Below are 17503 nucleotides of genomic sequence, written 5' to 3'. Positions count from 1 at the left end.
GGCAAGCCCGCTCCCACAAGGGGCCCCATTGGCCTCACGGGCGTGGTGGTGCCAGTTTCTGGCCTTGCTCCACAGCCCAATTCACCACCTGCGTCGTCAACTGATCACTCGCCTGGCCAAATCCGGCCACCACCGCCGGCACTTGTACATCGCTCAAGGGCTGGCGCACTTCAAAGCGTTTGCTGGCCAGGATGTGCTGGTCATAGCTGCGGACCAGCAACGCATCCATGCGCACCACCACGCTGGCGCTCGTGCCCTGATATTCAGTCTGGAACGCTTGCAGATGGCCGCCCAATTCCAGATCCGTCTGGAAAATGCTGTCGTCAGTGCTCAACAGCGGTACTCGACCGTCGCGCTGGAAGCCGTCCAGCAGACGATTGCGCAGCAGCACAGGCGCCGGATCGCTCCAGCGCGAGCCCTTGTAGCTGCTGATCACATCGCCCTGGGGAATGACTGCAATATTCGGACTGTTCAACGCGTCGCTGGCCTCAAGCTTGGTCAAGCGCAATGACCAACGCTGTGCCGTGCCGTGACTGCTCGCCGCGTTACTCTGGGATGACGGTAAACGATAGACATCAAATGGCTCGGGCTTGGGCAGGATCGAGCACGAACTGATCAGCATGAAGCCGGCGAGGAGGGCAATACGGGTCAGCTTCATGGGGTGAATTCCTTGTTCTTGTCACTACCGAGCAGATAGCCGCTGGGATTGGCCTCCAGACGTTGTGAGATGGCGCGCAGCGAGGACAAGGTTTCGCGCAACTCACGCACCGCTGGCGCCAGGCCATTGAGGCCCTGCATGCCGTTGTTGAGCGAGTCCTGATTAGCGGTCAGCAGTTTGTTGATCGTCGCGCTGCTCTGTTCCAGCGACTTCATGGCCTGCTCGGCGCTGCCAAACATTTGTTTGCCGTTATCGTTGAGCAAGCCATTGGCATTGCGCATCAACGCCGACGTCTGTTCCATCATGGTGCCGGCCTGCTTGCCAACAATCGCGAGCTGCTGCATGGCCTGACGAATATCGCCACGCTGTTCGGCGATGACGCCAGTGGTTTGTTCCAGGTGCTCAAGAGTATTGCTGATGCGCTCGATGTTTTGGGTAGAGAACATCAGGTTGACGTTTTGCATCAGCGTATTCACGCCCTCCATGAGGTCATTACTGTCATTCAGCAGGCGGGCAATGGGCGAGGGCGAAGCGACGATGGTCGGCAGCTTGCCATCCTTGCCCTTTAGCGTCGGGCTCTGCGGTGTGCCGCCGCTAAGCTGGATGATAGATGTCCCGGTGACACCGGTCAGTGCGAGTTTGGCCTGAGTGTCTTCCTTGACCGGCGTATCGCCGGCCAGACGAATCCGCGCCAGCACCCGGCGTGGGTCTTTCGGGTCCAGGCGCAGCAATATCACATCGCCAACCTTGATCCCGCTGTACGCCACGGAACTGCCCCGGGACAAACCGCTGACCGCCTCGTTGAACACTACTTCGTAATCCTTGAACTCGGTGTCGACACTGGACTTGGCCAGCCACAGGCCAAAGAGCAGGGCGCCCGCCACCACAATCACGGTGAACAGGCCGATCAATACATGATGGGCTCGGGTTTCCATGTCAGACCTCGTTGAGCTGTTGAGCGGCTGTCAGCGCCGCGCGGCCGCGAGGGCCATGGAAGTATTCGTGAATCCATGCGTCGTCGGTCTCGGAGACCTTATCGATTGCGTCCGCCACCAGCACTTTCTTCTGCGCCAGCACCGCCACCCGGTCGGTAATGGTGTAGAGCGTGTCGAGGTCGTGGGTCACGAGAAAAACGCTCAGCCCCAAGGCATCGCGCAGGGTCAGGATCAATTGGTCAAAGGCCGCTGCGCCAATCGGATCAAGGCCGGCAGTGGGTTCATCGAGAAACAGGATGTCGGGGTCCAGCGCCAAGGCTCGAGCCAGCGCGGCTCGCTTGATCATGCCGCCAGACAAGGAGGCGGGGTATTTGTCCGCCGCTGACAGCGGCAATCCGGCCAAGGCCAGTTTCACCGCCGCCAGGTGTTCGGCATCGTTGCGGCTCAGGCCGGCGTGCTCGATCAGGGGCAGGGCGACGTTCTCGGTCACCGTCAATGAAGAGAACAGGGCGCCTTTCTGGAACAACACGCCGAAGCGCCGTTCGATCAGGGACCGTTCGTGTTCCGACAGCGACGGCAGATTCTGGCCGAAGACTTTCACCAGCCCCTCGCTGGGCTGACGCAAACCGACAATGCTGCGCAGCAGCACCGACTTGCCGCTGCCGGAGCCACCCACCACGGCGAGGATTTCGCCTTTGTACAAATCCAGATCGAGGTTTTCGTGCACGCTCTGGCGGCCGAAACGATTGCACAGCCCGCGGACTTCGATCACCGCTTCGGCGGGCGCTCGGGGTAGACGACTCACCAGCTCATCTCCATGAAAAACAGTGCGGCGACGGCGTCGAGCACAATCACCACGAAAATCGACTGCACGACGCTCGAAGTGGTGTGCGCACCCACGGATTCGGCGCTGCCACTGACCTTGAAGCCTTCCAGGCAACCGATCGCGGCGATCAGGAAGGCAAAAATCGGCGCTTTGACGATCCCCACCAGAAAGTGCTGAACACCAATGTCCGATTGCAGCAGCGACAGGAACATCGCCGGGGAAATGCCCAGCGATACCGCGCAGACCACGCCGCCGCCGACAATCCCCGAGACCATCGCCAGGAAGGTCAGCATCGGCAAGGCAACCAATAGGGCCAGTACGCGCGGCACCACCAGTAATTCAATCGGATCGAGGCCAAGGGTTCGGATGGCGTCGATCTCCTCGTTGGCCTTCATCGAGCCGATCTGCGCGGTGAACGCGCTAGCCGTGCGCCCGGCCATCAGGATCGCGGTCAGCAACACACCGAATTCGCGCAGGAAGGCAAACGCCACCAGGTCCACGGTGAACACGCTGGCGCCGAAGGTGGACAGCACGGTCGCCCCGAGAAACGCCACCGTGGCGCCCACCAGAAAGGTCAGCAAGGCGACGATGGGCGCGGCGTCGAGGCCAGTCTGTTCAATGTGCGCCACCATTGGCGTGACGCGCCAGCGTTTGGGCCGGAACAGACCCCGGACGATGGTTTCCAGGATCAGGCCGACGAAACCCAGCAGTTGCAGGGTGTCCTGCCAGACAGTCTCCACTGCACGGCCGATGCGGGTCAGCAACTGAATGCCGAGGCTGATTTCCGGTTCCTTGATCGGCACGCAGAAATCCGTCAGCGACTGGTAGACGGTTTGCAGCAACGCACGGTCAGCAGAGGAGAGGGTGCAATCGGGGTGTTCGGCGGACCGTCCCAGGCGTTCCGAGCCCAACAGCTCCACCAACAACGAGGCCCCGGCAGTATCGAGGGCGCCGAGGCCGTTGAGGTCGATGTGAGTGTCGTTGTCGTATTGGCCTTCGAGCTTTTCGCTCAGGCGCTTGAGGTCGGCGTAATGGGCGAGCGTCCAGTCCCCCGTCACCCGTATCTGAGCGGGGGCGTGCGAGGTGTCCAGTTGGGCATTGCCGGCCACTGTGCTGCTGGTCATAAGCTCCGTGCTTTTTCGGCTGATTACGCTGACTTACGTAATAGCACGAACTGCCTTACTTTTCTTTGACCGGTGTGCTGTCTGCCACCGTGAAGCGAAGGACACCGATCAACTGGCCGTCCTCGGTCAGCACGCGGACCTGCCATTTGCCCGCCGGGTTACCGGGGAAGTTCTGCTTGTGCGTCCAGGCTCGATAACCTTCCTTGCGGCCACCATGAATATCGAGGGGGATGCGATCAACCTCTTTGCCGTTGAATTGCCAGACATGATAAATCCGCTCGTCGAGGCCACGCGGGGCGTTGATGGCCGTGTAAGCGTACAGGCCGCCACCACGGATCTGCTGGGCGCTGACCTCGGTAAGGCTGGCACCGGGCGTGCGGTCCTGTATTTGCGTGCTGATGGCCACGTCGGTCATCCACAACGTCGCCGGCGGTACCCACGAACGCAGCATCCAACCCACGCCGCCGATGCCCACGGTGATACTCAGGATCGCCAGGGCGTTACGCACGGTGCGGATCGGGAAGATCGAGGCCAGGCTGGGGAACGACAACACCACGGCGATGCCCAGTGCCCATTTGAAACTTTGCGAGGTGGTCAGGTGCATGATCACCGGCAATGCGGTGAGCAGGGCGGCAAACAGGGTCAGGGTATGCAACGCCAGGAACGCCCAGCGCCGCGGAGCCAGCCATTTGTAGTACAGCGGATCAACGATGGAAATCAGCGCTGCAAGACCCAGCAACCCGGTGAAAAACAGCTGGCCGCTGTTCCACGTCGTGGTGATGAAAAAGAACGGCAGGACGAAAAACAGGCTTTCCTGATGGATCATCTGCGTCGCGTAACGCAGCAGCGGCTGGGGAATTTCCCGCTTGAAGATGCGGGTGAACAGCTGGGTGAGGCTGTTTTCCAGCATCAGCCAGACCCAGCTGATCAGCATGATGGTGGTGATCCAGCTCGCCAGGCCTTGCTGGCGGTCGACCAGAATGAAACTGCCAACCCCGGAGATAAAACCGCCGAGCGCAATGACCCCAGGGTAGCGCTTCATCAGTTCGAGAATGCGCTGTATGAGTAGAGGCAAGGTCGGCATTCGGCGGTTCACATAAGTCGTAGGAAAAATCCCCGACAGGGTACCGCTGGCGGGGCGGCGTGGCGAGCATCCGCGCTTGATGGCCTTAAAAGATCGCAGCCTGCGGCAGCTCCTACAGGGAACGCATTCCAATGTAGGAGCTGCCGAAGGCTGCGATCTTTTAACGCCTGCGATGAATACGCCAGGCAACCAATATCACCACCAACAATCCCAACGCTGCGGCAATCGCCCACATCAACTGGTCATAGCTGACTAGCGGTTTCTCGATGCGCAAATAGCCCGGCTGCAGGAGCAGTTCGCGCATCGCCTTGTTCGCTTCAGCCAACGTCACTGCTTGCAGCTCCTTGGCCGGGTTGGCGAAACGGCCATCCTCGTAATCGGCCAGAGCGCTCCAGTAGTAATCGGCCAGTGCGCTGTTGCCTTGCACGGCCCAGGCCTGTCGGGCAATGGCGGCCTGCTTGAGGCGATTGAAAGTCTCGGCATTGAGTCCGTCCTTGAGCAGCCCGGCCTTCAACTCATCCAGAACCTGCTCGGCAGCGGCCACGTCATCGCGATCCAGATCGGCGTTCAGGCTCATGAAACCCACACCACCAAAAACCTCACGCTCAGCCCACGGGCCATAGGACAAACCGTGCGCCAGGCGTAACTGGCGATAGAGCGCCCAGTCGAGGTAATCCTTGAGCAGGTTGAAGGTTTCGTCGTGCTGATCCTCAAGCACCGGCTCCGGCACCAGCCAGTGCAGCTTGGCGCCGTCTCCAACGAAGCCGCGCGTCAGCGTGCGTTCATGGGCAGCGCTGCTCTGAATGTCCGACAGAGGCGGGTGTTCGGTAGGGTTGATGGCCTCAAGCGCGCCATAGGCCCGGTCCAGATAGGCCGGCAGCACTCTTTCGAGATCACCGACCACGATCAGGGTCATGTTGTTGGGGGCGTACCAGTCCTTTCGTACCTTCTCCAGCTGTTGGCGAGTCAGATGATCGACTTCAGCCCGCTCCTGGCACTTGAGCCCAAGCTCCACGGCCAGTTGCTTACTGGCGGTGTGGCCCAGGTCCTGACGATCCAGCCAGCGTTGCAAATGCGAATAATGGCCACCGTCCTCGCGCTCCACCACTTGCTTGGCGGCGTTGATGGCGATGTCGTCGAAATGGGTCTGGGTCAGCAGCGCCAGCAGCAGGTCGAGCACCTTGCGCTGGTTTTTCGCCGGGGCCTCGATCACGAACGTGGTGTCGGCATTGCTGGTGTAGGCATTCCATTCGCCCCCCAACGCCTGCATACGCTCCTCCAGGCCACCTTCACCGCTGGCATCCACGCCACTGAACAACAAATGTTCGAGCAGGTGCGGCAGTTCCTTTTCGGCGCAGCTGAAATCATCAATGCCGACACCGACCACCAGCCGAATGGCCACATGCCCGCGTTCGGCACTGGGTTTGAGCAGCAGTTGCAGGCCGTTGCGCAGCGTATAGCCCTCGACCTGGAACCGATCCAGGGCAAACGAAGGGATTGAGACGAACAACAGACAAGCGAACAACAAGCAACGCATAACGAGCTTCCATACGGCTAGCGTGAGTTCAACAGACTCTAGGCCACAATGGACGTTCAGGGAGAATGCGTGATGTCAGACAAATCGTCGACAACCAGCGCGCCGGTGTCGGATTTTTCCAACACCACATAGGCACTGCTGCAAAACAGTGAATTCAGACGCTTCATGTCGGCAATCAACTCCAGGTGCAACGAACTGGTCTCGATACTTTGCACGATCTTACGTTGCAAACGGCTGACATGAGCGTGAGCCAAGCGCCGTTCCTGTGCGCGAAAACGACGTTTCTCACGCACCAACTGACGGGCGCTTTCGGGGTCGGCACTGAGAAACACCGACATTCCAAGCCGCAGGTTGGCAATTAACTGGCTGTGCAGGCCCGCCAATTCTTCCAGCCCCACATCGGAAAACGAACGGCGTTGTGCGGTTTTCTGCTGCTGGACCTTGCGCAGCATGCGTTCGATCAGGTCACTGGCCAGTTTCAGGTTGATCGCCAACTCAATGGTTTCCGCCCAGCGCCGACTGTCCTGGTCACTGAGGTCTTCCCGGGGCATTTGCGCCAGATACAGCTTGATCGCGCTGTACAGCGACTCGACATCGTCGGACAGGCGGCGCACTTCTTGGGTGACGGCGGTTTGCTTGCCATGCAACACATCGAGCATGGCTTCGAGCATGTTGTCGATCAGATCGCCCATGCGCAGGGTTTCCCGGGCCGCATTGGCCAACGCCAGGCTTGGTGTGACCAGCGCAGTCACATCAAGGTGGCGTGGTTTGGCCGTGCCATTGACCTGCGGACGCTCCGGCAGCACCCAGGCACAGAACCTGGCCATTGGCCCGGTGCTGGGCAACAGGATCAGGCAGCGCGCCGTGTTGTAGAGCAAGTGAAAGCCGATGACCATTTCCTGGGGGCTGAAGTCCAGGCTGTCGATCCAGCGCACCAGCGGGTCGAGCACCGGAATGATCAACAACAGGCCGATCAGTTTGTATAACAGGCTGCCCAGCGCCACCTGCCGGCCGGCGGTGTTCTGCATGCTGGTGCTGAGAAAGGCGAGTACGCCACTGCCGATGTTGGCGCCAATCACCAGGCCAAGGGCTACCGGCAGGCCGATCACCTTGGCGCCGGCCAGGGTTGCGGTTAACAGTACGGCCGCCAGGCTGGAGTAGGAAATCATGGCGAACAGCGCACCCATCAGGGCATCGAGCAGGATGTCGCCGGTCAGCGAAGCGAAGATTACCTTCACTCCTTTGGCATGGGTGATGGGCGCAGCGGCCTCGACGATCAGCTGCAGCGCCAAAATGATCAACCCCAGGCCGATCGCGACGCGGCCCAACTGACCCAGTCGCGTCTGTTTACGCGACAGAAAGAAAATCACCCCGACAAAGATCAGTAGCGGCGACAGCCACGACAGATCGAAGGTCAACACCCGCGCCATCAGCGCCGTACCGACGTCGGCGCCAAGCATGGTCGCCAGCGCCGGGGTTAGCGCCATCAAGCCCTGGCCGACAAAAGACGTGACCAACATGGCGGTAGCGTTGCTGCTCTGCACCATTGCCGTTACAGCGATACCGGAGACGAAGGCCAGCCAACGCTTGGACATGTTCCGGCCAATCACGTGGCGAAGGTTGGAGCCGTAGACCCGCAAGATGCCGGTTCGGACGATGTGCGTGCCCCAGATCAGCAAGGCCACGGCGGAAAGCAAATTGAGCAGGGTGAGCATACAGGCCCCCTGTGGTGGTAGCGCCCCAGAGGGGCAAGTTGACGGTGCCGCGACGTTCTACGTTTTGATACTTAAGCTGTAGTTGGCTAACGGTCTGAGCGCCAGCATCGCATAGCTAAAGAGGGGATTGAAATGAAACTGTCATGAAAAACAGCCTTCGCATACACCACAAACAATTGTGGGAGCTAGCCTGCTAGCGATTGCGGTCTGTCAGTCAACATCAATGTTGAGTCTGATGGCCACATCGCTAGCAGGCTAGCTCCCACAGGTTTGCGTTGTTACAGGGTTCCGATTACTGGCCCGGAATGTCCTTGCGCAGTTTCACAGGATCCTGCTGCTTCTTCTTTTTCGCGATCGCGGTGCGCATCTTGATGTTGATCGCTTCCACCGCCAGCGAGAACGCCATGGCGAAGTAGACGTAGCCTTTAGGCACATGCACATCCAGGGATTCGGCAATCAGCACGGTACCCACCACCAGCAGGAACGACAGCGCCAGCATTTTCAGCGATGGGTGCTTGTCGATGAACGAGCTGATAGTGCCCGACGCCAGCATCATCACCAGCACCGCCACGACAATCGCCGCCACCATGACCGGAACGTGGGACACCATGCCGACTGCAGTGATCACCGAGTCCAGGGAGAACACAATGTCGATGATCGCGATCTGAACGATGGTGTACAGGAAGTTGCCGCCCTTGCCCGAAGGCTCATCGTCGGTTTCGTCTTCACCCTCCAGCGCGTGGTACATCTCTTGTGAGCTTTTCCACAGCAGGAACAGACCACCGAAGAACAGGATCAGGTCACGCCCGGAAATGCCCTGGCCGAACACTTCGAACAGGTCGGCGGTAAGGCGCATGACCCAGGTGATCGACAGCAGCAACAGAATCCGCGTAATCATGGCCAGCGCCAGGCCGAAAATCCGGGTGCGCTGCTGCATGTGTTTAGGCATGCGGCTGACCAGGATCGAAATCATGATGATGTTATCGATACCCAGAACGATTTCCAGGGCGGTCAGGGTAAAGAAGGCAACCCAGATCTCAGGGTTGGTCAGCCATTCCATGTGTATTCCTTTGAGAAGTGTTAAACAACAACGGGCCCGGGCTTCAAACAGCGAAGCCTGGACCCGATGTGGAGAGTCTTGGGCTTATAGAGTGCTGAACAGCGGAAAAATCCCCATCAGCAACGCGGCGACCAGTATGCACATGCACACCAGCACTGCCCACTTGAGAGTGAAGCGCTGGTGATCACCAAAATCGATACCGGCCAGAGCCACCAACAGGTAGGTCGATGGCACCAGCGGGCTCAACAAGTGGACGGGCTGACCGACGATCGAGGCACGTGCCATTTCCACGGCGGTAATACCGTAATGGCTTGCGGCTTCGGCGAGTACAGGCAGCACGCCGTAATAAAATGCATCGTTCGACATGAAGAACGTGAACGGCATGCTCACCAGCGCCGTGATCACCGCCAGGTACGGGCCGAGGAAGTCCGGGATCACCGACAACAGGCTTTTCGACATGGCATCGACCATACCGGTGCCGGTCAGGATACCGGTGAAGATACCAGCGGCAAAGATCAGCCCGACCACCGCCAGCACGCTACCGGCGTGAGCCGCGACGCGATCCTTCTGCTGTTGCAGGCAAGGATAGTTGACGATCATCGCGATACTGAACGCCACCATGAACAGCACGGGCAGCGGCAACAGGCCGGCGATCAAGGTGCACATCAGGGCCAGGGTCAGGGCGCCGTTGAACCAGATCATGTTCGGACGACGGGCATCCGGGAATTGCGAAACGGTGATTTCACTGTGGTCGATTTCGTCGCCCACCAGGTGCAGTTCACCCAGACGTGCACGTTCACGTTTGCCGTAGAAGTACGCAATAAGCAGGATCGCCACCACGCCGGCGGCCATCGCCGGGATCATCGGTACGAAGATCGCCGAAGGGTCTACATGCAGTGCACTGGCTGCACGGGCAGTCGGGCCACCCCATGGGGTCATGTTCATCACACCACCGGCGAGGATGATCAGACCGGCCATGATTCGCGGGCTCATGCCGATGCGGCTGTAGAGCGGCAGCATGGCGGCCACGCAGATCATGTAAGTGGTCGCGCCGTCACCATCGAGGGAAACGACGAGCGCCAGTACGGCGGTGCCGACCGAAACTTTCAACGGGTCGCCCTTGACCAGCTTGAGGATCTTGCGCACGGCCGGGTCGAACAGGCCAGAGTCGATCATCAGGGCGAAATACAGAATCGCGAACATCAGCATCACGCCGGTTGGCGCAAGCTTGGTAATGCCTTCGAGCATCATCGGGCCGATCTTCGGCGCAAAGCCGCCGAACAGGGCGAAGACGATTGGGATGATGATCAACGCGATTAGCGCGGACAGGCGCTTGGTCATGATCAGGAACATGAACGTGATGACCATGGCGAAGCCAAGGAAAGTCAGCATGGGAATACTCCAGGCGTAGCGCGGCTAGGGAATGAGCGGATCGGGCGGGATCAGCGCAGAACGGGAAGCACGAAACGTACGGGCGGAGTTGCGGCGAAGCGGCGGATAGAAGAGGACATCAGAATCACCATTGTTGTTGTTTAATGGGCCGGGCGAACAATCGAACATTCGCTTGAGCCAACCGGTCTGTTGCCGGTAGTGAGGGCGATCCTAATCTCGGAAGCTTTCAGCCAGCTTTCGCCGATGAAAGCGTTGACCGGAAGTACAACCGGTCGTCGGACGGTTTTTAGTCCATCGATAGGGACTCGGGAGGAAAAACACATGAACGCGCTTCACACCGGCGGCTGCCATTGCGGCCAATTGCGCTATCAGTTCAGTGGCCCCTTGCACGATATCGCCCATTGCCACTGTTCGATTTGCCGTCGGGTCAGCGGCGGCATCGTGACCACCTGGATCACCGTTCCCGCCTCAGCCTTTCAATGGCTGGCCGGGACACCATCGCGATACGACTCCTCGCCAACCGGCGCGCGCTACTTCTGCGGCAACTGCGGCGCGCAACTGGCTTTCATGAATCCACAGAGTCCCGAGAGCATCGACGTGACCATCGCCACCCTCGACCACCCCGAACAGGCCCCGGCCGACCGGCATATCTGGACCGACAGCCGTTTGCCATGGCTACACCTGGACGAGCATTTACCAAGTGAGGCCGAAGAAACCCTATAAGTCCTTGATCAAAAAATAGACAGATCCAGCGGACGAATCGCCCCCATCCAGATCGCATGCTCGCTGTGGTCCAGCAAATCGTCGCCAGTGTCCGGGTGCAGGAACACCACCAGCCCTTTGCGATTGAGCGCCAGCCACGGCAACACCTCACCGATCAGCTCAGGGCCGAAAGCCAGTTGGCAGCTCCAGTCCGGGTGCGGGCCAACCGGTCGCTCGTGCACTCGTCCCATCTTCAACGGGAACAATTGCGCCGCTTGCTCACACAAGGCTCGCGCTTGATCGATGGTGCTGGCATCGAAATACACGTGGGCGTGGTAGCCCTTGATCGTTTGCATCTGCAGCCCTCTGAATCGGTTCGAACCCTCGCTGTTGCCTGCAGGTCACACACCATATAGGCGATAAACAAGGAGCTCAGCCATGAAAAATGCCGAAACGCCGGTAGTGAAAGTGGTGCTGTATGGTGCCATGAGCAGTTTGGGCAGTGCGTTGATGGCTGAGTTGTTGCGGCGACAGCATGAAGTAATCGCCATTCTCGATGATCTGACCGCACTCGCGCCACGTCCGAGATTACGCACCAAAACCGGCGACCTGTTCGACGCTGAGCGGGTCAAGCAAAGCGTGGCTGGCAGTTCGGCAGTTATCTGCTTGCTAGACGCTCCAGGTTTGCCGTTCAACAGCGAACACGTGGAAAAAACCATCGTACCCGGCCCGGTCGAGCAAGTGCTGGCCGTGGATGCACTCATCGATGGAATGCAGGCAGCCAACATCAGCCGCTTGTTTTTGGTGGGTGATTTCGACGTGCTGGACGATCCGGAAGCCGAGGACAGTTTGCAACGCCACGCCGCCGAGGAAATTCGCGAAGCACTGCAAAGTTGCCCATTGCATTGGACATTGGTCAACGAACCGCGCGGCGTGCCGGGGCTGACCATTGAACATTTCAGCCAGATCAGCAAAAGCCTGGAGCCGGGGCTGGCTGAACCGCTCGAACGTTTGGCCCGAACCGCCGCCGGCATTGCCGATGAGCTGCGGTTGAATCTGCATGTTGGGGAGCATGTGGATTTTGTTGCGGCCTCTGATGCGTAAAAGATCGCAGCTCCTGCATTGGAATGTGTACTCCCTGTAGGAGCTGCCGCAGGCTGCGATCTTTTGATCTTCAAACCGCAATCGAAGGAAACGTCAGGCCATTGAGCTTTTGCGCACTGCTGGCCTGCTCGGCCATCAACCAATCCACGAACTGCTGGATCAACGCCCCGCGTCGCTTGCGCTGGGGCAGAACCACGTAATAACCCAGCCGGGAGATCGCCGTTTCGGCAATCGGGCGACACAACAAACCTTGCGCCAGCAAGTTATCCACAAGGTGGCGCCAGCCGATGGCCACGCCCTGGCCGCCAATCGCGGCCTGAATCAGAAGCGTGTAATTATCAAAGCGCAACTGACCGGGCGCCGGCGGGGAAGTTATCCCCAACTCGCGAAAGACGCCGCTCCAGTCAAACCAGTTGCTGCTGTTCTCGCCACGTAAATGCAGCAGCGGAAACTCCAACAACGCCTGAGCGGGCAAGGGCAGGGCGCGTTCATTCACTAGTTGCGGACTGCACACCGGAAATACTTCTTCATTGAACAGCCAACGGCTTTCGCCCTGCTTGAATCGACCATCGCCAAACAACACCGCCACATCAATGTCCGTACGAAGCATGTTGAGACTACGTTCGCTGGTCACCAGGCTGACGTCCACCTGCGGATTGGCCGCGTGAAAGCGGTGCAGGCGCGGCATCAACCAATACGCAGCGAACGCGAAATCAGTCGCGACTTGCAGCACTTCATGCTGTTGTTGTGCGCTGATCGCGCTCAATCCTGCGTCGATATTCTGTAAACCAAGCTGAACCTGCTCGAATAGTATGGTTCCAGCTTCTGTCAGTTCTATGCCGCGATAAATACGGTCAAACAAGCGCGTCGCCAATTGTTCTTCCAGGCGCTTGATCTGCTGGCTGATGGCAGGCTGGGTCGTGCCCAGTTCATTGGCGGCGGCGGTAAAGCTACGGTGTCGGGCCGCGGCTTCGAACGCGCGAAGCAAATCCAGAGACAGGTCACCAAGGGCGTCATACATAAGCTGTGCTTATCCTAGTCATTGCCGGGCGTGGGCTTTACCGCAACGTGCGGGGGTTTCATCCTCGATCCCAGCACTTTCGCATAAACATCCACTATGGAATGCCGCGATCACATGAAGCGCAAGAACATTCTCTTCATCATGGCCGATCAAATGGCCGCGCCAATGTTGCCGTTCTACGGTCCTTCGCCCATCAAACTGCCGAATTTGAGCCGCCTCGCCGCCCAAGGCGTGGTGTTCGACGCCGCGTATTGCAATAGCCCTCTGTGCGCACCGTCCCGCTTCACCTTGGTCAGTGGTCAGTTGCCGAGCAAAATCGGCGCTTATGACAATGCCGCCGATTTCCCTGCTGATGTACCCACTTATGCCCATTATCTGCGTCGTCTCGGCTACCGCACCGCGTTGTCGGGCAAGATGCACTTCTGTGGCCCGGACCAGTTGCACGGGTATGAGGAGCGTCTGACCAGCGATATCTATCCCGCCGACTACGGTTGGGCGGTGAACTGGGATGAGCCGGACGTGCGTCCGACCTGGTACCACAACATGTCCTCGGTGCTGCAAGCCGGGCCATGCGTGCGCACCAACCAACTGGATTTCGACGAAGAGGTAGTATTCAAGGCGCAGCAGTATTTGTTCGATCACATTCGCGAGGATGGCGACCAGCCGTTCTGCCTGACCGTTTCCATGACTCACCCCCACGACCCGTACACCATTCCCAAGGCTTTTTGGGACCTGTACGACGACGCCGACATTCCCCTGCCTGAAACACCGAATCAACACGACCTCGATCCTCACGCCCAGCGTTTACTGAAAGTCTACGACCTGTGGGACAAGCCGCTGCCTGTGGATAAAATCCGCGACGCCCGCCGTGCCTACTTCGGAGCGTGCAGTTATATCGACAGTAACGTCGGCAAACTCCTGCAAACCCTCGAAGATACAGGCCTGATCGATGACACGATCATCGTATTCTCCGGCGACCACGGCGACATGCTCGGCGAGCGCGGGCTCTGGTACAAAATGCACTGGTATGAAATGGCCGCGCGCGTGCCACTGTTGATCAGCGCGCCGGGGCAATTCGGGGCTGGACGTGTCAGCGCGTCGGTATCCACTGCAGACCTTCTACCGACCTTCGTCGAACTGGCGGGAGGCTCTCTGGAACCTGGCTTGCCGCTGGATGGCCGCTCACTGGTGTCGCACTTGCAAGGGCAGGGTGGTCACGACGAAGTGTTCGGCGAATACATGGCCGAAGGCACCATCAGCCCCTTGATGATGATCCGCCGTGGCGCCTACAAATTCATCTACAGCGAAGACGACCCTTGCCTACTCTTCGACGTACACAATGACCCCCGTGAACTGGAAGAACTTAGCCATTCACCGCAATATCGCCAGTTGTTCGACGATTTTCTCGGCGAAGCCCGGGCGAAATGGGATATCCCGGCGATTCATCAACAAGTGCTCGCCAGCCAGCGACGTCGGCGTTTCGTCGCCGACGCCCTGACCATCGGCAAGCTCAAGAGCTGGGATCACCAGCCGCTGGTGGATGCCAGTCAGCAGTATATGCGCAACCATATCGACCTCGACGATCTGGAGCGTAAAGCACGTTATCCACAACCCTGCCAAAACCAATAATGTGAAGGGGAAGTCCATGCAAAGGTTATCCACAGTACTGACGGTCGGGCTCCTGGCTCTGGGCAGTGCATCGGTGTTTGCCGACCAGAGTTGCGAGACGGTGAAAATGGCCGACCCAGGCTGGAGCGACATCGCCGCAACCAACGCCATCACTGGGTTTCTGCTGGATGGCATGGGCTACAAGGCCAAGGTTGACACCCTCGCGGTGCCGATCACTTTCGGTGGCCTCAAGGATGGCCAGGTCGATGTGTTCCTGGGTAACTGGATGCCGGCGCAGCAGGGCTTCTACGACAAGTTCGTCGCTACGGGCGATGTCACGCAACTGGCGAAGAACCTCGACGGCACCGAATTCACCCTTGCTGTCCCGGATTACGTGTGGGATGCGGGTGTGCATAACTTTGCCGACCTGAACAAATATGCCGACAAGTTCGATCACAAGATCTACGGCATCGGCTCCGGCGCGCCGGCAAACATCTCGCTGCAAGAGATCATCAAGAAAAACGATTTTGATATGGGCCAGTGGAAGCTGGTCGAGTCCAGCGAGCAGGCGATGCTGGCTGAAGTGTCACGGGCGGTGAAGAAGCAAAAGTTCGTGACCTTCCTCGGTTGGACCCCGCATCCAATGAACGTGCAGCTGAAAATGCACTATCTGAAGGGCGGCGAGAAATACTTCGGCGATACCGGTAGCGTCCACACGCTGACCCGTAAAGGTTATGCACAGGCCTGCCCGAACGTCGGCAAACTGCTCACCAACCTGAGTTTCACCCAGGAAATGGAAAACAGCATCATGGCTGAGGTGGTGAACAAGAAAGTCAGCAATGCCGATGCAGCCAAGGCCTGGATCAAGGCCAACCCGGCGGTGCTGGATAAATGGCTCGATGGCGTGAAAACCGTGGATGGCAAGGATGCATTGCCGGTGGTCAAAGCCAAGCTGTGATCCAAATGTGGGAGCGGGCTTGCTCGCGAATGCGGTGTGTCAGTCGACAAATTTGCTGGCTGACACACCGCATTCGCGAGCAAGCCCGCTCCCACAGGTCATCTGCTGATACTCTTTCGTAAAACCCCAACCGAGAGGACCCATGGCCTTACCCAGCCGCCATTCACTCTTCCCCTTTCTCAGCTGGTTGCCCAGGCAAACCCGCGCCAGCGTCGGCCGCGACCTGATCGTCGGCCTTAGTGGCGCGATTCTCGCGTTGCCGCAGTCCATCGCCTACGCACTGATCGCCGGGCTCCCACCGGAATACGGCTTGTACGCGGCGATCATCCCGGTATTGATCGCCTGCTTGTGGGGATCGTCGTGGCATTTGATCTGCGGTCCTACGGCGGCTATTTCCATTGTCCTGTACGCCAGCGTCAGCCCTCTGGCCGTTCCAGCGTCCCAGGACTACGTGATGTTGATCCTGCTGCTGACGTTCCTGGCCGGTCTATTCCAGTGGGTGCTGGGTTTGCTGAGGTTTGGCGCGCTGGTGAATTTCGTCTCTCACTCGGTGGTACTGGGTTTCACGCTGGGTGCTGCGGTGGTGATTGCCATCGGCCAATTGCCTAACCTGCTGGGGCTGGACTTGCCCAGCCAGGCCACCGCGCTGGACAGTTTCATCACGCTGTTGCGCCATCTCGGCGAAGTGGACAAACCTTCGCTGGCGCTGGGGCTGGCAACCGTGGTGGTGGGAGTGATCCTCAAGCTGTGGCTTCCTCGCTGGCCAACGCTGTTGATCACGCTGGTACTGGCGGCATGCCTGGTCTGGCTGTGGCCATCGATGTTTGGCCATGTGCAACTGGTCAGCGCTTTCACGGGCAGGTTGCCGCCTTTGAGTCCATTGCCACTGGACCTCGATTTGATTCTGCGTCTGCTGCCGAGTGCCGTTGCAGTCGGCATGCTCGGTCTGGTCACCAGCCTGTCGATCGCCCGTTCGCTGTCGGCGCGTTCACAACAGATGCTCGACGCGAATCAAGAAGTCCGCGCCCAGGGTTTGTCGAACATCGTCGGTGCGTTTTTTTCCGGATCGCTGTCAGCAGGTTCTTTCACCCGATCGGGCCTTAGCTATGAAGCGGGCGCGGGCTCGCCGCTGGCCGGGATCTTTTCGGCGTTGTGGGTGGCTCTGTTCGCGATTTTTGGCGCGGGCTTGATCGCGCACATACCAATCCCGGCGATGGCCGGGAGCATTCTGCTGATTGCCTGGGGCCTGGTGGATCATCGAGGCATTCGCGCATTGCTGCGGGTCAGCCGCGCCGAATTCCTGGTCATGGCCCTGACCTGTGTCGCCACGCTGTTGCTGCAATTGCAGACAGCGATCTATGCCGGCGTGTTGGCGTCTCTGTTTTTCTATCTCAAGCGCACCTCGCAACCACGGGTTCACCATTGGCGCGAGGGTGATGAGGACATTCTGCGGGTCGGCGGCTCGATCTTTTTCGGCGCCAGCCATTACCTGCAAGTGCGCTTGCAACGCATGCAGGGCGCACGGGTGGTAATCGAAGCACAGCAGATCAACTTCATCGACTATTCAGGGGTGGAGATGCTGCATCAGGAAGCGCGGCGCCTGTTACGGCAGGATCGCAGTTTGACCCTGCGCCGGGCACGGCCGCAGGTGGTGGAGGAGTTGCACAAGCTCGAAGGGGCGGAGAAATGCCCGATTCGGTTTGAGGATTGATCCAATATCCGTGTCGACTCTATCGCGGGCAAGCCCGCTCCCACAGGTTTCAATGATCCCTGTGGGAG

The 17503-nt window shown here is 59.2% G+C and carries 16 protein-coding genes; 5 read left to right on the top strand and 11 right to left on the bottom strand.

The window, feature by feature from the left end:
• Positions 1 to 34: 34 nt before the first annotated feature.
• From ACRESJ_RS09135 to ACRESJ_RS09095, 9 genes are all read right to left on the bottom strand, one after another.
• Positions 35 to 658: an ABC-type transport auxiliary lipoprotein family protein gene (locus tag ACRESJ_RS09135; RefSeq protein ID WP_431757621.1), complete on the bottom strand. Its 624-nt coding sequence runs from the start codon at positions 656 to 658 to the stop codon at positions 35 to 37.
• Positions 655 to 1593 (bottom strand): MlaD family protein, encoded by a 939-nt coding sequence (locus ACRESJ_RS09130; RefSeq protein ID WP_431757620.1) that lies wholly within the window; start codon positions 1591 to 1593, stop codon positions 655 to 657. Before ACRESJ_RS09130 ends, ACRESJ_RS09135 begins: the two co-directional genes overlap by 4 nt.
• Position 1594: 1 nt before the next feature.
• Positions 1595 to 2398 (bottom strand): ABC transporter ATP-binding protein, encoded by an 804-nt coding sequence (locus tag ACRESJ_RS09125; RefSeq protein WP_431757619.1) that lies wholly within the window; start codon positions 2396 to 2398, stop codon positions 1595 to 1597.
• On the bottom strand, positions 2395 to 3543 hold the full coding sequence (locus ACRESJ_RS09120) for an MlaE family lipid ABC transporter permease subunit (RefSeq protein WP_431757618.1): 1149 nt from the start codon (positions 3541 to 3543) through the stop codon (positions 2395 to 2397). Before ACRESJ_RS09120 ends, ACRESJ_RS09125 begins: the two co-directional genes overlap by 4 nt.
• Positions 3544 to 3598: 55 nt before the next feature.
• Positions 3599 to 4627, bottom strand: a complete 1029-nt coding sequence (locus tag ACRESJ_RS09115) for a DUF5924 family protein (protein ID WP_431757617.1) — start codon at positions 4625 to 4627, stop codon at positions 3599 to 3601.
• A gap of 160 nt (positions 4628 to 4787) precedes the next feature.
• Positions 4788 to 6164: a M16 family metallopeptidase gene (locus ACRESJ_RS09110; RefSeq protein WP_431757616.1), complete on the bottom strand. Its 1377-nt coding sequence runs from the start codon at positions 6162 to 6164 to the stop codon at positions 4788 to 4790.
• Positions 6165 to 6220: 56 nt separating this feature from the next.
• Positions 6221 to 7879 (bottom strand): Na/Pi cotransporter family protein, encoded by a 1659-nt coding sequence (locus tag ACRESJ_RS09105; RefSeq protein ID WP_431757615.1) that lies wholly within the window; start codon positions 7877 to 7879, stop codon positions 6221 to 6223.
• A gap of 292 nt (positions 7880 to 8171) precedes the next feature.
• A complete protein-coding gene (locus tag ACRESJ_RS09100; RefSeq protein WP_431757614.1) occupies positions 8172 to 8939 on the bottom strand; it encodes a TerC family protein in 768 nt (255 codons plus the stop codon).
• 84 nt (positions 8940 to 9023) lie between these two features.
• Positions 9024 to 10331, bottom strand: coding sequence for a CitMHS family transporter (locus ACRESJ_RS09095; RefSeq protein WP_431757613.1), 1308 nt, complete (start codon positions 10329 to 10331; stop codon positions 9024 to 9026).
• A 321-nt stretch (positions 10332 to 10652) separates the two neighbouring features.
• Here ACRESJ_RS09095 and ACRESJ_RS09090 point away from each other — a divergent pair, with 321 nt between their 5' ends.
• Positions 10653 to 11054 carry a GFA family protein gene (locus ACRESJ_RS09090; RefSeq protein ID WP_431757612.1) on the top strand — a complete coding sequence of 134 codons (402 nt, stop codon included), beginning with the start codon at positions 10653 to 10655 and terminating at the stop codon, positions 11052 to 11054.
• 8 nt (positions 11055 to 11062) lie between these two features.
• Here ACRESJ_RS09090 and ACRESJ_RS09085 read toward each other — a convergent pair whose 3' ends face one another.
• Positions 11063 to 11389 carry a DOPA 4,5-dioxygenase family protein gene (locus ACRESJ_RS09085; RefSeq protein ID WP_431757611.1) on the bottom strand — a complete coding sequence of 109 codons (327 nt, stop codon included), beginning with the start codon at positions 11387 to 11389 and terminating at the stop codon, positions 11063 to 11065.
• Positions 11390 to 11471: 82 nt separating this feature from the next.
• Between ACRESJ_RS09085 and ACRESJ_RS09080 the strand changes: the two genes are divergently transcribed.
• The gene (locus ACRESJ_RS09080) at positions 11472 to 12137 is read left to right on the top strand and encodes an NAD(P)-dependent oxidoreductase (protein ID WP_431757610.1); all 666 of its coding nucleotides are present in this window, start codon (positions 11472 to 11474) and stop codon (positions 12135 to 12137) included.
• Positions 12138 to 12207: 70 nt separating this feature from the next.
• Here the strand turns inward: ACRESJ_RS09080 and ACRESJ_RS09075 are convergent, their stop codons facing one another.
• Positions 12208 to 13158 (bottom strand): choline sulfate utilization transcriptional regulator, encoded by a 951-nt coding sequence (locus tag ACRESJ_RS09075; protein WP_431757609.1) that lies wholly within the window; start codon positions 13156 to 13158, stop codon positions 12208 to 12210.
• A gap of 114 nt (positions 13159 to 13272) precedes the next feature.
• Here ACRESJ_RS09075 and betC point away from each other — a divergent pair, with 114 nt between their 5' ends.
• The 3 genes from betC to ACRESJ_RS09060 all read left to right on the top strand — a co-directional run bounded on the left by betC (position 13273) and on the right by ACRESJ_RS09060 (position 17435).
• Positions 13273 to 14787 (top strand): choline-sulfatase, encoded by a 1515-nt coding sequence (gene betC / locus ACRESJ_RS09070; RefSeq protein WP_431757608.1) that lies wholly within the window; start codon positions 13273 to 13275, stop codon positions 14785 to 14787.
• A gap of 16 nt (positions 14788 to 14803) precedes the next feature.
• The gene (gene choX, locus ACRESJ_RS09065; RefSeq protein ID WP_431757607.1) at positions 14804 to 15724 is read left to right on the top strand and encodes a choline ABC transporter substrate-binding protein; all 921 of its coding nucleotides are present in this window, start codon (positions 14804 to 14806) and stop codon (positions 15722 to 15724) included.
• Between the two features lie 142 nt (positions 15725 to 15866).
• Positions 15867 to 17435 carry a SulP family inorganic anion transporter gene (locus ACRESJ_RS09060; RefSeq protein WP_431757606.1) on the top strand — a complete coding sequence of 523 codons (1569 nt, stop codon included), beginning with the start codon at positions 15867 to 15869 and terminating at the stop codon, positions 17433 to 17435.
• The last annotated feature ends 68 nt before the right edge of the window (positions 17436 to 17503 follow it).

It is taken from the genome of Pseudomonas sp. (assembly GCF_050739655.1).
Lineage (GTDB): Bacteria > Pseudomonadota > Gammaproteobacteria > Pseudomonadales > Pseudomonadaceae > Aquipseudomonas.
Note: the sequence above shows the minus strand (reverse complement) of the source record. Positions and strands in the feature narration are given on the sequence as shown.

Coding starts and splice junctions, on each gene's coding strand:
- ACRESJ_RS09085 (WP_431757611.1), bottom strand. CDS start 11,389: ATGCAAACGATCAAGGGCTACCACGCCCACGTGTATTTCGATGCCAGC.
- ACRESJ_RS09105 (WP_431757615.1), bottom strand. CDS start 7,879: ATGCTCACCCTGCTCAATTTGCTTTCCGCCGTGGCCTTGCTGATCTGG.
- ACRESJ_RS09060 (WP_431757606.1), top strand. CDS start 15,867: ATGGCCTTACCCAGCCGCCATTCACTCTTCCCCTTTCTCAGCTGGTTG.
- betC (WP_431757608.1), top strand. CDS start 13,273: ATGAAGCGCAAGAACATTCTCTTCATCATGGCCGATCAAATGGCCGCG.
- ACRESJ_RS09090 (WP_431757612.1), top strand. CDS start 10,653: ATGAACGCGCTTCACACCGGCGGCTGCCATTGCGGCCAATTGCGCTAT.
- ACRESJ_RS09135 (WP_431757621.1), bottom strand. CDS start 658: ATGAAGCTGACCCGTATTGCCCTCCTCGCCGGCTTCATGCTGATCAGT.
- ACRESJ_RS09110 (WP_431757616.1), bottom strand. CDS start 6,164: ATGCGTTGCTTGTTGTTCGCTTGTCTGTTGTTCGTCTCAATCCCTTCG.
- ACRESJ_RS09080 (WP_431757610.1), top strand. CDS start 11,472: ATGAAAAATGCCGAAACGCCGGTAGTGAAAGTGGTGCTGTATGGTGCC.
- ACRESJ_RS09130 (WP_431757620.1), bottom strand. CDS start 1,593: ATGGAAACCCGAGCCCATCATGTATTGATCGGCCTGTTCACCGTGATT.
- ACRESJ_RS09095 (WP_431757613.1), bottom strand. CDS start 10,331: ATGCTGACTTTCCTTGGCTTCGCCATGGTCATCACGTTCATGTTCCTG.
- choX (WP_431757607.1), top strand. CDS start 14,804: ATGCAAAGGTTATCCACAGTACTGACGGTCGGGCTCCTGGCTCTGGGC.
- ACRESJ_RS09075 (WP_431757609.1), bottom strand. CDS start 13,158: ATGTATGACGCCCTTGGTGACCTGTCTCTGGATTTGCTTCGCGCGTTC.
- ACRESJ_RS09100 (WP_431757614.1), bottom strand. CDS start 8,939: ATGGAATGGCTGACCAACCCTGAGATCTGGGTTGCCTTCTTTACCCTG.
- ACRESJ_RS09120 (WP_431757618.1), bottom strand. CDS start 3,543: ATGACCAGCAGCACAGTGGCCGGCAATGCCCAACTGGACACCTCGCAC.
- ACRESJ_RS09115 (WP_431757617.1), bottom strand. CDS start 4,627: ATGCCGACCTTGCCTCTACTCATACAGCGCATTCTCGAACTGATGAAG.